13 protein-coding genes and 1 pseudogene are annotated in these 14963 nt (G+C 46.8%); 6 read left to right on the forward strand and 8 right to left on the reverse strand.

Annotated features, from left to right (window positions below):
- Positions 1–60: 60 nt before the first annotated feature.
- Complete coding sequence (locus L3N51_RS01650) at positions 61–210, forward strand: hypothetical protein (protein ID WP_238024857.1); 150 nt, start codon at positions 61–63, stop codon at positions 208–210.
- Here the strand turns inward: L3N51_RS01650 and L3N51_RS01655 are convergent.
- A complete protein-coding gene (locus tag L3N51_RS01655; RefSeq protein WP_238024858.1) occupies positions 200–832 on the reverse strand; it encodes a hypothetical protein in 633 nt (210 codons plus the stop codon). The two genes, L3N51_RS01650 and L3N51_RS01655, sit on opposite strands and share 11 nt — an antisense overlap.
- Positions 833–870: 38 nt before the next feature.
- Here L3N51_RS01655 and L3N51_RS01660 point away from each other — a divergent pair, with 38 nt between their 5' ends.
- Positions 871–1761, forward strand: a complete 891-nt coding sequence (locus tag L3N51_RS01660; RefSeq protein WP_238024859.1) for an FAD/NAD(P)-binding oxidoreductase — start codon at positions 871–873, stop codon at positions 1759–1761.
- A gap of 164 nt (positions 1762–1925) precedes the next feature.
- Here L3N51_RS01660 and L3N51_RS01665 read toward each other — a convergent pair whose 3' ends face one another.
- Together L3N51_RS01665 and cimA are read right to left on the reverse strand one after the other, a co-directional pair.
- Positions 1926–2831, reverse strand: coding sequence for a 4-hydroxybenzoate octaprenyltransferase (locus tag L3N51_RS01665; RefSeq protein ID WP_238024860.1), 906 nt, complete (start codon positions 2829–2831; stop codon positions 1926–1928).
- Between the two features lie 2 nt (positions 2832–2833).
- Positions 2834–4405 (reverse strand): citramalate synthase, encoded by a 1572-nt coding sequence (gene cimA, locus L3N51_RS01670; RefSeq protein ID WP_238024861.1) that lies wholly within the window; start codon positions 4403–4405, stop codon positions 2834–2836.
- Between the two features lie 61 nt (positions 4406–4466).
- On the opposite strand from cimA, the gene L3N51_RS01675 reads away from it, so the two are divergent.
- On the forward strand, positions 4467–4967 hold the full coding sequence (locus tag L3N51_RS01675; protein ID WP_238024862.1) for a hypothetical protein: 501 nt from the start codon (positions 4467–4469) through the stop codon (positions 4965–4967).
- Here L3N51_RS01675 and L3N51_RS01680 read toward each other — a convergent pair.
- Genes L3N51_RS01680 through L3N51_RS01695 form a run of 4 tightly spaced genes read right to left on the reverse strand, consistent with a single transcriptional unit; the run spans position 4936 to position 8026 of the window.
- A complete protein-coding gene (locus L3N51_RS01680; RefSeq protein ID WP_238024863.1) occupies positions 4936–5763 on the reverse strand; it encodes an ABC transporter substrate-binding protein in 828 nt (275 codons plus the stop codon). The genes L3N51_RS01675 and L3N51_RS01680 overlap by 32 nt on opposite strands.
- Positions 5760–6419: an SAM-dependent methyltransferase gene (locus L3N51_RS01685; RefSeq protein WP_238024867.1), complete on the reverse strand. Its 660-nt coding sequence runs from the start codon at positions 6417–6419 to the stop codon at positions 5760–5762. The genes L3N51_RS01680 and L3N51_RS01685 overlap by 4 nt, the downstream gene beginning before the upstream one ends.
- On the reverse strand, positions 6401–7318 hold the full coding sequence (locus L3N51_RS01690; protein ID WP_238024869.1) for a cobalamin biosynthesis protein: 918 nt from the start codon (positions 7316–7318) through the stop codon (positions 6401–6403). Before L3N51_RS01690 ends, L3N51_RS01685 begins: the two co-directional genes overlap by 19 nt.
- 36 nt (positions 7319–7354) lie before the next feature.
- Positions 7355–8026, reverse strand: coding sequence for an A24 family peptidase C-terminal domain-containing protein (locus tag L3N51_RS01695; RefSeq protein WP_255775989.1), 672 nt, complete (start codon positions 8024–8026; stop codon positions 7355–7357).
- A gap of 162 nt (positions 8027–8188) precedes the next feature.
- Between L3N51_RS01695 and L3N51_RS01700 the strand changes: the two genes are divergently transcribed.
- Genes L3N51_RS01700 through L3N51_RS01710 form a run of 3 tightly spaced genes read left to right on the forward strand, consistent with a single transcriptional unit; the run spans position 8189 to position 14634 of the window.
- Positions 8189–11647: a cobaltochelatase subunit CobN gene (locus L3N51_RS01700; protein ID WP_238024873.1), complete on the forward strand. Its 3459-nt coding sequence runs from the start codon at positions 8189–8191 to the stop codon at positions 11645–11647.
- Positions 11644–13449 (forward strand): VWA domain-containing protein, encoded by a 1806-nt coding sequence (locus L3N51_RS01705; protein ID WP_238024874.1) that lies wholly within the window; start codon positions 11644–11646, stop codon positions 13447–13449. Before L3N51_RS01700 ends, L3N51_RS01705 begins: the two co-directional genes overlap by 4 nt.
- Positions 13450–13497: 48 nt before the next feature.
- The gene (locus L3N51_RS01710) at positions 13498–14634 is read left to right on the forward strand and encodes an acyl-CoA dehydrogenase family protein (RefSeq protein ID WP_238024877.1); all 1137 of its coding nucleotides are present in this window, start codon (positions 13498–13500) and stop codon (positions 14632–14634) included.
- On the opposite strand, the pseudogene L3N51_RS01715 reads toward L3N51_RS01710, so the two are convergent.
- Positions 14617–14886: pseudogene (locus tag L3N51_RS01715) on the reverse strand (SLC13 family permease); the annotation flags it as partial. The gene L3N51_RS01710 and the pseudogene L3N51_RS01715 sit on opposite strands and share 18 nt — an antisense overlap.
- Positions 14887–14963: the final 77 nt, after the last annotated feature.

The following is a 14963-nucleotide window of genomic DNA, read 5'->3' on the forward strand; positions in this document are numbered from 1 at the left end:
CATGGTCATATTAGTCTTGAAGGTCACCGATTATAAAATGTTGGTGGAACAATTATCTTCATGAAGGATGAAATTATATCCCTACTAAGCATAGCGCTAATTCTCGTCTTTAAGGGCACATCTCTAGATGATATCATGTACCTGCCGGCTCTGTATTTCACACTAAGGTTGATCAGGATAGTCAGGTCAGGAAAGATCACTAAAGCATGAAATACCTGTTGTTTGAACAGAGCCCCGCCTCTCTACACTTGTTGATGAAGCACTCCATGCCCTGTCTTCCCTTTAGGCCCAGCTCCTTTGAGAACTGCGGAATTTTCCCCTGAGACGCAACGATGGAGGCAGATTCCCTTATGGCTATCTTGACCTTAGATGCCAGCGATTCATCAAGGTTTATTGCTATCAACTTTAGTACCAGCGGAACATCTCCACATTCGCTTCTCCAGATGGGGGTAAGATCCTCCTCAACACCCTCGATACTAACACTGCACCCGCATTCTCCTCTAGTTACCGTACGTTTTGGGTCGAATATTTTGATAAAATAGTACTCGGTTGAATTGGAACTTTTAACACACACTGTATCCCCCTCGCATTTACCCCTTACCCCAATGCTTTGGGCTATTCTAGCTCCATTTGAGATAAATTTTATATCAGGAATATAATTTATTAGTGGAACCGGAACATATATTAAATCAAACTTTTGAAACACGAACTTCAGGTCGTCCTCTTTAACCTTTACCGGTTCAATAGTGATATCTCTATCAAGTTTGCCCTCGAGCAGGGGAATCAGAGGAACCAAATCTGCTTCATCTGAGTAGCCTAGGGATAATTTCACGATTAGACATTTAGTATTCCGTCGTCTATTAAGCTTAGATGACCGAGAGACGCGTGGATAACCTGATAGTTGGGGGAGGATATGCGGGACTTAACGCTTACTACACCTTAGGGAGAAAGGCTACTATCCTCTCAAGAAGCGATGAGTTTAGGTTTTGGACAGCTGAACTAAGGAAAATTGTGGAACCTAGATTAACTACCCGAACGAAGGTACCCTTTGTGGAGGTGGGAGAGGTAAGGGACCTGGACCTTCCCTCCAAGATGGTTCTGGTTAACGGAGACAGGATTTACGCCAACAATCTCGTCATTGCTCCTGGCTGTGTCAGGAAAAACTTTGATGAGATCATAGCAGAGTCGTTGAAATTGTCCAGCGTGACTTTAGGGAGCCAGGATGAAAGAGACGAGTACCTCATCCTTCAGCTGGCGTTCTACCTCAAGAGGCTTGGAAAAGATGTGAAAGTTAAAAGTTCCTACCTGAGCTGGTTGGGCAATCAGGTGAGAGAGGAGATATCAGCTCTCCTGACATGGACAGGCGTGGGGACCACCGAGACTCCAAGTCTGGTGCTAGACGAGTGTGTTCCACCTCATCCCTTCTCCTTTTACGAGGGAAATCAGTTCCTTGAGACTAGACCAGGTGTGTATGTGGCGGGAGACATCATTAAGGGATGGCCCAAGCTTGGCGAGTTGGCCATGAGAACTGGCATATATGTGGGCCAGAGGTTAAGGGGGCACGGGGGCGAGTTCAAACCCATTTTCATCTTTATCTTGGACAGCGGGAAGGGAATCGGAGTTCATATAAGATCTACTGTTCCCTGGGGAGGTACAGCTGTATCAATCGGGAAGTCTAGGATTAGACCAATCTTTAAGCGATTCATTGAAAGGTACTACATCTGGCGAAAGGGCAAAATGGGATTTTTGATAAAGTTGTAGGACACCCAGGGACCCGGGGGGTGTCTGGGGGAAACAATTTCCTCCTCATTCTGAGGTCCCTGAGAGTCCTATATAAAATTTGCATAATGGGGTTAATTTGCTTAGTGTATAACTGTTAAAACCGGGTTGCCATCGCTTTAGCATTATGAATCTGTCGCATCCCTCTAGGTGAAAGGTATCCCAAGAAGAATGTCCATATCTATACCTAGCCCCAGTATAATCGACGAATAGATATTGTAGTAGAAGGCCTTCCCGAACATTCCTCTAGAGGCTAAATAGAAGGCATATGCCATGACGAGGCCATGTAAGATGGTTGAGGCATAAGATATAGGCCCTAAATTGTACACGAAGTCTGCAATTATATCAAGAATAACCGAGAATAATTGATTGAGTCCAGCAAAGGTTAACGCCTTATTACCTAATACTACGGCGAAGCTATGCAGGCCCATCTTTTTATCAAAATCCGCGTCTGGAATATGGTTATAGAGGTCAAAGCCAACGGCCCAAAGTATTGTGGCTATTACAAACAACCAGGGAACAGAACCAATAACCTGGACCAAGGACGTTGCGCTTACTCCCACGCTTGCCACCGCACCGCTGAACACGGCTAAACCTTGCACTGTAGCTATCTGGTAGTTAGCGAAAGCGGTGAACCTCTTCATATAGGGGTATGTCATGGTAACCAGAGCCACTATGGGAGAGAGAAGGAACGCCCATCTGTTCACCAGATATGCAGAGGCAAAAAACCCTACAAGTCCTATGGCAATCAGTATCTTTGCCTCCCTGGTGGTGATAGCCCCTGTCACAAGGGGTCTAGTCCTTGTCCTAGGATTTCTGGCATCTATCTCTCTGTCAGCTAAATTGTCATTAGTCATACCCGCAATTCTGAGGAAGAAGAGCGCCGAAAATATCAGGAGCAAGACAGTTGGTGAAGGTATGCCTCTAATGGCCACGAAGGCCCCCATATATGCCATGGGCAGACTGAAAAAAGTCTGCTCCATTCTGAGAAACTTTAGATAGATGTAAAGCTTACTCTGGCTAGCTGTTGCTCCTCCTGGATCCCAAGACACGATTACTCTCTTGCCATTAGTGGCTTTAATTTCTTATTAAGTTGCAGATAATAGTCTAGCCCATCCACAAGTGCCATTATGGACGCCTCTATAACACTTGTCGAAACGCCCTCAGTTCTCCAGGACCTCTCTCCATCGTTAAACTCAATGGTTACACGCACAACGCTTTCTGTGTTCTTCACCTCTCCAGGAAGGACCACTCTATAGTCCGTGAGCTTGACCTTCTCTATCTCTGGAAAGTCCTTCGAGAGACATCTCCTCAATGCCACGTCCACTGCGTGAACTGGTCCCGTGCCCTCTGCAGCTTCAACCCTAGAATTCACCTTGACTACAGCAAGCGCCAATCCGTTCTCGTTTATAACCTTCCAATACTGCACATCAAAGAACTTCTCGTAGATCCCCATTTCCTTGAATGCTACTAGGACAGCTGATTCTGGGGCCAGATCAAAGCTGTATCCACGGGACTCCATCTCTTTAATTGTCTTGAGTGCCCTTTTCAACCTCTCCTCTCTCTTTTCCACCTTAACTCCTATTTTTTCAAGGTAATTCACTAGGTTTGATGTACCAGATAACTCTGAGATGACCACTTTCCTCTGATTACCAAGCAGAGATGGATCTATGTGCTCATACGCTCTGGTGTTTTTCATAACTGCGTCTGCGTGAACTCCAGCCTTATGCGTAAATGCGTTATCTCCTACGTAAGGCTGGAACGGATTTGGATGAAGTCCAGCCAGCTCATATAAGGTGGAAGAGACCTGTTTAAGCTTCTTAAGACCTTCTTCGTTTCTGAGCACCCTATACCCCATCTTCAGGATCAGGCTAGGTATAATCTGAACTAGATCTGCGTTTCCCGTTCTCTCACCAATTCCGTTAATAGTTCCTTGGACATGCCTAGCCCCTGCCACCACTCCCATCAATGAGTTGGCGACAGCAGTACCCGAATCGTTGTGCATATGAACTCCCAGCTTCACCCTACTCCTCTCTGCAACCCTTCTGGTTATTTCTAGGATCTCGTGGGGCAGTGTGCCTCCGTTTGTGTCAGCCAGAGTTACCACACTGGCTCCAGCTTCGCCTGCCGTGTTCACAACTCTTATTGCATACTCTGGATCTTCCTTGAACCCTTGATAGAAATGCTCAGCGTCAAATATGACCTCAAGGCCATGATCTCTCAGGAATTGAATGCTATCTGCTATCATGGAGAGGTTATCCTCCAGTGTTGTTTTTAGTATCTCCTTAACGTGGAGAGTCCATGTCTTGCCGAAGAGCACCGCAACCTTGACGTCCGCTTCCAAGATAGAGGATAGGCTTGGATCATTTTCTGGCTTCAGGTCTTTTCTCCTAGTGCTTCCGAAGGCTGCTATTTTGGAATTTTTAAGATGATAGTTCTTTATTTCCCTGAAGAATTCGTAGTCCTTTGGATTGGAACTAGGCCATCCGCCTTCTATGTAGTCTACTCCCAGTTCGTCTAAGAGTAGAGCTATTTTTATCTTGTCCCTTAGGGTAAATGAAATAGATGCGGCTTGAGAGCCATCCCTAAGGGTTGTATCAAGTATTTCTATGGATTTCTTGGCCACCGGCCATGGGTAGGTTATGCTTAAACTAATTATATAAACTTGACTATGGAGAGATGACGTTATGAACTTCAATCTATTGGCTCTCGGAACGATATTTCTGGTCATTGGTTTATTGCTCTACATTTCATTGCCACTGTATTATCCCGGATATTCCACCGTTAATAACGTGTTTAAATCGAACCAGGGTTACGTTGTTGTGGGTCCTGCACAGACAGTCATTGTGAAGAACCTCAGCGCCCAAAAGGGACAGGCCATAATATTTCTAGTGCTTAAAGGAAACGCCAATGTTTCATTGCTGAGCTCAACTGGTCATCCTATTCTCGATCAGCAAAAGGAGATTTCCATCGAGTTAAATCAGTCGGACTATGAAATTCAAATAATAAATTTAGATAATCAAACCTCAAATATATCCTTCACCTATGGTCTCTTTAACGCCCAGACTATCAGCAATTTCTATTATTCGCTAGGGATCCTCCAGACCTTCCTAGATGTAGTTATCTTAGCTGGAGGCGCCATGATACTCTGGTATATTATTTCTTGGTTTGTAACCAGGAGAAAATAACCTCATTGATCCATGGGATGACCTCCTGAACGAAGCTAGGACCCTGATGTGCCAAGAAATCTCCTTTTGTGACGTACATTGGAACATCCAGCAGTTTGAAAAGTCCCCTAGTCCTTAGCGAATCCTTAAAGCGTTGCAGTTCCTCTTGCCTCTCCTTTTTTGGTTCATATATTACCAGGTCAATTTGAAGTTCCATAAGCTGGTCGGAACTGGGCTCCACGTAAGCGTCAGTTAGATGATCAAATACATTCTTCCCTCCAGCCAACCAGATTCCGTCGCTAATATGGGACGGAAAACCTGGTGTTATGGGACCACCTAGGTCTAACTCGACGTAAACAGCAGGTCTTATTTTTGGGGAAGGGAGCGTATTCAATCTATTTAAAAGGCTCCTATAGAGCAGTCTGGAGCTCTCATGACGTCCAGATGCGTTACCGACCAGGAGAATATTATTCAGAATTTCACCAACAGTGGTAGCTACTCTCAAAGGATAAACAGGGTAACCTCTCCGTTTGAGCTCAAGTGTGAGATCTTTCTGAGCTCCGAGTGTGGTGAATATTATGTCAGGCTTTAGTTGATCAAGGATCTCATACTTAACATGGGTGTAGCTTCCCAGCTTTACCCTGTTTCTGGCCTCTTGAGGTCTGTAACTAAAGGCATCAGTCCCCACCACCAGTTCACCAGCACCTATCATGAAGAGGGTCTCCGTGGAGGCAGGGTCTAGACTCACCACTTTTCTCGGAGGGTACTCCACTTCTACGAAATCGTTCAGCACATCATTGAATATTTTCTTTCTCATCTGGACCATCTCTTGAGCAGAAGGAGAGAGTTCATATCCACGTCATCAATATTTAACTCCTCAACTCTTCCTTGGATGACTGACTGATAGTCCCTCATTGCATTGCGTACTATATAGAAATTCCATCCCTTAGCCCTCTCCTTTATTTCCTTCTCGATCATCTTGGCCTCTCCCCTCCTTCCTACAGGATTAATGTTGTATATTCCAATGGTGAAATTAGCCTCTATAGAGGCCCTTAACTTCTCCAATATCTTGTCGAGGGTTGAAGAGTATGTGCTAGCGCTTATCACCGCGTAATCATCAAGGGGTATCTTTAGCAAGCTGGCAACTAGGCTTATCGCAGTGATCCCAGGGACAATCTCGTCAGCATCCCGATATAGGCGCGATCCCATACCGAAAACCATAGGATCTCCGGAGCTGATCACAATAGTGTTCTTGTCCCTCATGCCACGAGCTTGCTCCACTCTCAATTCAATTTCCTCAACCCTACTCTCCATGATTTGAGCCTCCGGATTCAGGAAATCCTTGACCATGTTAACGTAACTTGAGTAACCAATAACTACGCTCGCGTTTTTCAATTCCTTAACTGCTCTGAGCGTAAGTGTATCCCCACCAGCTCCAATTCCCACCACTTTTATCATTTGACTCCCAAGCATGTAACTACTCCATACGCTCTTTTAGTTCTTTTAAGGACAATCTTGGTACCAAGAGCCTCCAACGAAGGCTCACACACACCCTCGACTCCAAATCTCTCCCTGGCAACCCTGGAGGGGGTTGACTGGTTTCTACCTCGAATCTGATCCAGAGGGACGTAGATAATTGATGCTCCCAGCATGTTACCTATCTTCTTTATCTTTTCGTCTCCGCGCTTCAACTCAGGTACCGTAATGAAATCCAATCTTCTTTCATGAATATGAATGGATTTCATTGTGCTAACAGCAGAGAAATAGAGAACCTCTACCGGAGCGTTTGTGGTGTAACCTAGTCCCATGGCTAGCCTTATGGGCCTCAAAGTGGGAAGTTCCGCACACTCTTCCCCTATCACAAAGTCGGCGTTCTCCAGCCTATCCGTGGGCTCAAAGCCTTCAACAGGCTTAAGGTCTAGCTTATCCTCGAGGTAGAATTTCAGTTTCCCGTTCTTAACAAGCTTGAAGTTTAGCAGGTCCGCTACCTTAGAGTCTATCTCGAGTCCATTTATCCACGCGAATTCCTCCACACTGTAAATGCCCATCTGGGAGGTGCGCGACGTGAGAATCAGTTGAGACCCCATGAGATCGGCAATTATACCCCCTAGAATTGACCCTCCCCTGTGCTCCTTTATAACTGGTATTACGTAGCTTCCGTCGTCGGTCACACTTATTACCACAGGATCAGTTGCCTTATCTCTTATTAGTCCCTGTATTTTTCTCACAGTGATTCCCAGGGGGTAAAAGAATACATAGATCTCTGGGTTTTCGTGAACTATGTAGTATCCAAGCTCCTCTAACCTTTTGCTCAATGTCCTAGCCAAGTCGTTACCGGGATCAGAAACTATCTTAATCTTAGATACATACAAGTCAAATAGTTGATTACGTACGTTCCTTATTAAATATCATGAAAAAGACAGTCCAACCACGAGGCTTATCAAATACCCGAGTAGGATGAAGGGAAGGACTGGTACGCCCCATGCAACCCATATATATCTCTCCTCCTCAAGCTTCCCCTCCTTGACCAGTTTGGCGTAAAGTTCTCGCCAGCGCGAATCATCCTCATCAACTGAGAATCCCATTCTCAGGCTCTCGGATCCACTCTCATCAATTTCAGTTAAGGGGAAAAGAAACTTGGACTGAAGGAACTGCTTCACCTTAATTCTCCTCGCAGTGAAGGAAAGGATAAGTCTGGTTCCCAAGGGTAACTCACGGGTATATCTGAAATTTCGGGCAAAGTTAATTATTCCAGATAAGATGATGAGAATCGATGAATATAGCACTATTATTAGTGGTTCCATCCCCAGCTCAGAAAGCCTGCTAAAAAGGAGTGGGTGTACAGATGCGTTAGCAAGGCCTAGGATGATCATGGCAAATAGATCAGCCCCACCCATAAACGATATCATGTAAAAGCCAAAGAACACTGCAAGTACCGCGACTATGGAGTAAAGGTAGATGAACAGATTGACCTCATGGATATCGAAATAAATGAAAATCGCCAGTGGAGAATATATCAACCAAATCTTAGGATCCACTTCCCTGTACTTTAGGTCCAGAATTGACGTGTGAAGTAACATTACAGAGCTCAAAACAACCTGAAATAAGTATATGGATAACACGGCAGGAAACCCTCTTCATCCCAACCCTACACGGGGGAGTCTGGGGCCAGATACCCTTGTGATCATGCTTTCAGGTAAAGATAAAAAGTTTTCCGTATTGTATGGATAGGCTAACCAGCAATGAACGTAAAGGGAAAACTTGCGGTCCTCATAGGCTGGAATGGTTCTGTTATAAGAACCTTTGTGGAGAGAGCCAGTGAACTGGGCGTGGAACTGAAGGTAAAGTATCCTAGGTTAGATCCCATTGACGAAAGCTTCATGAAGTTTTTGGAGGAAGCTGATGTTGTTTTCATCCATCACTTCTCTAGCGAACATCTCTATCAGGAAGTAATGGAGAAACTGTCTCCTATCCTGAGGAGGAAGGAAGTTGTGGTGGTAGTGGATCCGGCTCTGAGCAATTACAATAAGGCTCCACCAGAGGCTCTAAGTAAGGTATCAGCTTACTACTCCTATGGCGGGGAGGCAAACATCCGTAACCTTATCCTTTACCTGCTCAGTTTGAAATTTCCTGATATCAAGGTACCAGACCCCAAGCCCCTTCCTTTCTCGGGGATCTATCATCCACGTTTTCCTGAATCTTTCACCGATGTAAGGGACTTCCTGAATAAGATTGGCGATTCCGGGAGGAGAGTGGGAATTCTCTTCTACAGAACAGCTTGGACAGATAGAGACCTGGGAGTAGTTGACTCCATAATCTCCAGCCTGGAGAGGCACGGGATAACCCCGATACCGGTTTTCGTGCAGGGATTTGGAAGCAAGGATCGGGGAATTGAAGGAAATGATGAGGCTATCCAGAGATACTTCATGATCGAGGGAAAGCCCATTGTGAACGCCGTGATAAGCCTTCTCTCATTCTCCCTGATAAAGAACTGGGATTCCACATTACTTCAGAAATTGAACGTACCTGTGTTTCAGGGCTTGATTGATTACTACAAGACAGAGAGCGAATGGCTCTCCTCCAAGGGCCTGGATCCAATAGGTACTATGATGAGCGTGATGATGCCGGAGATGAATGGAACCATAGAGCCCGTTCTTGTGGGAACCATAAAGGTGATAAGGACGGGTAATTACACCTACAGAGTTCTAAACCCCGTGAGGGAGCAGGTAGAGTATCTAGTTTCTAGGGTCAGGAAATGGATTGATCTTCAGCACAAACCCAATAGCGAGAAGAGGATTGCTATAATACTTCACAGTGCCTCCGCATACAAGGACCTGGAGGCGAACATAGGCACTGCCACTGGACTGGACACTCTGCAGACAACGGTAGAGATACTACATCTCTTGAGGAAACGTGGATACAGAGTGGAAAATCTTCCCTTAAACGGCGAGGATCTGGTTAAGCAAATAATCTCGAGGAGGGCTTTTCCCGAAACAAGATGGAACTCTCTCGAAGATATCCTCGGTTCAGGAGTTGCCGGGACATTGGGTTATCACGAATACATGGAATTCTTCAACAGTCTTCCTGAAGAGGCCAGGAAGAGGGTAGTTGAAACGTGGGGAGAACCGAAGCCTGGTGCCAGGGATTATATGTTTGACGGAGAGAGATTCATCGTCCCAGGCCTAGTGTTCGGGAACGTTTTCGTGGGTGTGCAACCCAAGAGGGTAACATGGCAGGATGAGGAGAACGCGATCAGGCTGGTTCATAACTCTGACCTTCCTGTGCCCCACTTCTGGCTGGCCTTTTACAGGTGGATATATCAGGGATTCAAGGCTGATGTGATAATTCATGTTGGAACTCACGGCACCTTGGAGTTCACGCCTGGGAAGGGAGTGGGGCTCTCCCCTGCATGTTTCCCCCAGATCTCCATAGGAGAACTTCCGCACCTTTACATTTATTCCATGAACGTTCCGGGTGAAGGCATAACCGCCAAGAGGAGAAGTTACGCTGTTCTGGTGGATCACCTTTCCCCTCCAACCATATTTGATGAGATACCGGAGGAAGCCAGAAAGCTTGAGGACATGATAGAGGAATATGAGGAGGCAGAAAGGGCGGACAATGAGGTCAGACAGAAGCTGGTGCTCAATAAGATCAAGGAGACCGCGGAAAAGATAGGTTTAACCGTGGACTTCACCGATCCAGATAAGGCAACCCACGAGATAGAGCATAGGCTCAATATCTTCAAGGATTCAACCATCTCCAAGGGACTCCATGTACTGGGGGATGTACCCTCTGAAGAGGACCTGGCTGAATATGTCGTGACTGCCACAAGGTTCGAGAACGATTCTCTGGTGAAGACCTATGGGAGAGAGAAGGCCAAGGAGATAGTGATCAGCGCCATTCAGGGGCAGACCAAGTTGCCGGAAAAGGAGAGTTATGTGCTCACCAAGGTACTGGAGTCAGTGGCCATGGAGAGGGAGAGCCTGATGGAGGCACTTAACGGAAGGTTTGTGGAACCAGGCCCCTCAGGTTCTATCACTAGAGGAAGATATGACGTTCTCCCCACAGGAAGAAACTTCTACGCGGTGGATCTCTGGAAGATCCCCACTCAGTCAGCATGGCAGACCGGTGCACTGCTTGCTGAGAAACTTATTGATGCCTTCTACAGGAAGAACGGCAGGTATCCAAGGGCTATAGGGTTCATACTCTGGTCAACTGATGTATTCAGATCGGACGGTGAACTGGTGGCGCAGATTTTGAGGACTCTTGGAGTAACTCCCGTATGGAATTCCATAACCAAAAGGGTTCAGGGGGTTAAACCCATTCCCTTGGACGAACTTCAGAGACCTAGAATTGACGTGGTAATTAACGTTAGCGGTATTGTGAGGGACAACCTGATGAACATCGTGGAAATGCTGGATGAAGCTACACAGCTAGTTACGTCGCTCAACGAGCCCGAGACACTAAACTACCCGAGGGTCAACTCCCTCAAATATCACGTGTTCTCTGCGAAACCCGGAGCTTACGGCTCAGGTGTTAGCCATGCCATAGAGGCTGGAGTATGGGATCAGGAATCTGAGCTTGGTGATATCTACCTTAACTGGTTGGGATATGCGTACGGAAAGGGAAAGAATGGGGTGAGGGCCGTGGATCATTTGAAAAGGGCCATTGATAACGTGGAAATGATAGTTCACAAGAGGGAGATAGATGAGATAGATATACTGGACGATAGCTGTAACTATAGCTACGTGGGGGGGCTGTATCTGGCCTGTAAGAAGATCGGTAAGAACCCAGAGCTGATGTATGAGGACACATCAAACCCCAGCAGGCCTCAGCTCAGGCTTTTCAAGGAGGAGATAGAGAGGGTGAGCATTGGGAAGCTCCTCAACGATTCTTGGCTTAACTCGCAGATGAGGTTCGGATATAGGGGAGCAACGGAGATACTGAAGAAGGTTGAACACCTGTACGGCTGGGCGGCCACCACCAGGCTGGTAAATGACCAGATATTCAATAACGTGGCCTCCAAGATTGTCTTAAACGAGAGGATGAGAAACTGGTTCAGTGAAGTTAACCCCTACGCTCTGGAGGAGATAACGAGGAGGTTAATAGAGGCAAAGAACAGGGGCATATGGAAGCCCTCTAGGGAAATAGAGGAACAGTTGCTAAGCGCCTACTCTCAGATAGAGGGGGAGCTGGAGTGAGATCATTTCCTTTCAGTGCAATAGTGGGTCAGGAAAGATTGAAAAAAGCTCTTCTCCTGGTAGCCGTTGACCCAACGATCACCGGGGTGTTAATCAAGGGACCAAAGGGCGTAGCGAAATCCACTGCGGTAAGGGCTCTGGCCAGTCTCTTGCCTGAAATAGAGGTTGTCGCGGACTGCCCATTCTCCTGTGATCCAGACCACAGAGACAGGATGTGTAACAGATGCAGGGCAAGATTGGATCAAGGCGAGAGTTTGCCTAGGTCCAGGAGAAGAATGAGAATCGTGGAGCTCCCTGTGAGCGCTACCCTCGATAGGGTTGTAGGTACTCTTGACATAAAGAAGGTTCTCAAGGAGGGTGAAAGGGGTCTTGAACCTGGCCTATTAGCCCTTGCCAATAGGGGGATCCTGTACATTGACGAGGTGAATCTGCTCCCGGATGAGGTGGTCAACGCTATCTTGGACTCGGCCGCATCTAAGTTTAACGTGGTTGAGAGGGAAGGAGTTTCTGTCATCCATCCAGCAGATTTTATCCTGATAGGGACCATGAACCCCGAGGAAGGAGAATTAAGGCCACAGTTACTTGATCGGTTCGCCATTTCTGTTGAGGCTGAATCCCCAAGAAGTCCCGAGGAGTTGATCGAAATCGCGAAAAGAGTGGAAGAGTTCGAGAGGAATCCAGAGGAGTTCACCTCCAAATTCAGGGAACAGGAAGCGGAAATAAGGGAGAAAATTCTCAAGGCGAAGGAAAACCTACCCAAGGTCAGGGTTCCGGACGAGCTGATGCATTATCTAGCTCAGGAGATACTCTCTCAGTCCCAAAGTACTAGGGCCATGATAGCGGCGACCAAAGTGGCCAAGGCTCTAGCCGCGTTGAGCGGTAGGACTGAAGTGGACCAGGAAGACGTGAAGGAGGCTCTGGAGTTTGTGCTACATCATAGGGTTAAGGAAAGACGTGCCCCGCCTCAAACCTCGCACCTTCCTAGGAATCAGGGAGAGGCTCAGAATCACGGTAATAGGGATTCCACCTATACAGGCAACGAGAAAAGAAAGAACGCTCAAGAGCCTGAATCTAACCTCTCAGCAAACATGGATTTACCCAAGATAAAGTCACCGGGTACAGGATTCGGCAAAGGTGGAGTATTCGATATCATTACGGGTAAGTTTGCGGGAAGCGGGATCCATCTAGATCTCCACTCCTCCCTAGTTAACATGGCTCTCGATAGGAGAACCCGGCTTCATCCAGATGATCTTGTAATGAAAAACGCAGAAACTCAGGGCGCGGTGCCCATCTTACTCCTGCTCGATACCAGTAGGTCCATGGACTTTTCCAGGCGAATTCTAGTTGCCAAGGCTATACTGAGAGGGTTAATACAAAGGGCATACCAGGTGAGGAGCAGGGTGGGCCTCATTACGTTCTCAGGCTCTGAGGCCAGATATGATGTGCCCCTGACCAGAAACCTGAGAAGGGTGGAGGAGTTTGTTGACAACGTAACTCCATCCGGTAAGACTCCCATGTCCATGGCTCTCTCCTTGGCTTTGAACGTGGTGAACAGGGAGAGAAGAACCAGGCGTAAGTTAACTCCTCTGGTCTTTTTGATCTCAGACGGGAAGGCTAACGTATCCCTCTACGGAAACGTTCTTCAAGAATTAGAGTATTTTTCTGCTAGATTGGGCGAAATTTCTAAGTTCGTAGTGATAGATACTGGAAATCCATATCACCCCTCTTTCAACTCTATGCTTGCTGAGAGGTCTCATGGCGTCCTTCTACGCGGTTCCGATTTTGTTAAATCTGCACTGTGAATCAAGATAAAGTTTAATATCATTTATACCTTTCAGAAACCGATAGCCATGTTCGAGCTAACAAAGGAACAGCTTGAGTACAAGGAGAAGGTAAGGGATTATGCCCAGAAGGTTGTCAAGGAATACGCCAAAACCATGGATGAGAAGAACGAAGGAGGAGAGAAGATTGTAAGGGACTTCGGAGAGATGGGACTTCTTGGAATGAAGATTCCTCCCCAGTATGGCGGATTGGGACTAGGCGAGGTCGCCTTCGCCATAGCAACGGAGGAACTCGGCGCGGAAAGCGGTGGTGCCTCGCACAGCCTTCACACACAGCTCAACGCCCTCCAGTTACTGGTCTCCGTGGGTGGGGATTCGGCCAAGACATGGATAGAGGATGGGGTTAAGGGAAAGGAAATCTACGCTGTGGCGCTTACTGAGCCAGGTGCTGGATCTGATCTTGGTGCGCTTCAGACTACAGCTAAGCTTGAGGGAAACGAGCTTGTCATTAACGGGGAGAAGATATTCACCAGCGGAGCTTCATTCTCCACAAAGATGGTTGTTCTAGCGAGGACAAGCGGTAATCCAGGAGACAGACAGGGTATCTCATTGCTACTTGTGGATACGAAGACCCCAGGAATAGAGGTTCACAAACTGGACCTGATGGGGATTAGGGGAGCAGGAGTCTCCTATGTGAAGTTCAACAACGCCAGGGTTCCAAAGGACTCCATCATAGGCAAGGAAGGAGATGCATTCAGAGGGGCAATAAAGGCATTGATGGTGAGCAGAAACGGTTATGCTGGAATAGCTGTGGGCATAGCTAGGGGAGCTCTAGAGGACGCCGTTAACAGGGCTGCCTCGAGAAAACAGTTTGGAAAATCCCTTCTTGAACAGGAGTGGATATCCTTCAATTTGGCAGATGCGCTGGTTAAGGTTGAGGCGTCGAGATTGTTGACCATGAGGGCAGCATATATGCTGGACAAAGGAATAGAGGCGTTAACTGAGGCAAGTATGGCCAAGTATATGGCTGCCGTAACTGCGGCAGAGGTCAGTAGGACTGCCCTACACGTATTTGGAGGACATGGGCTGAACAGAGGTTCAAAGGTTGAGAGGTTATACAGGGACGCCAAGATAATGGAAATTGCCGAAGGGACCAACGAAATGCAACTTATAGCGGTGTCTAGGGCCCTACAGCCTAAGAAATAGATAAAGAACTAGAAAATTTATTATCAATACAGGAATGGAATTTTTAATAAATTCTATAAATCCAAATCCCTTTCCTCCCCTGCTTTCCGAGGATTCGGATATTATCACGTTACTAGCTGCCCCTATTAAAGTAAAGTTACCTGCAATCGTGCTACCTGCAGCTAGGGCGAGCCAATCCAACGGTGTTGTCGCACCTGAGGAAATCATTATGGGGATATATATTGCAACAAGAGGAACGTTACTGAGCAATTGTAGCACTTTTCGGAACTTACCTCAGGCTGAACAGTTTCTTGGTATCACCCACCTCAAGGTAAAGGGTTTTAAGCAGG

The sequence above is a fragment of the Metallosphaera javensis (ex Hofmann et al. 2022) genome, from assembly GCF_022064045.1.
In the GTDB taxonomy this organism is placed as follows: domain Archaea; phylum Thermoproteota; class Thermoprotei_A; order Sulfolobales; family Sulfolobaceae; genus Metallosphaera; species Metallosphaera javensis.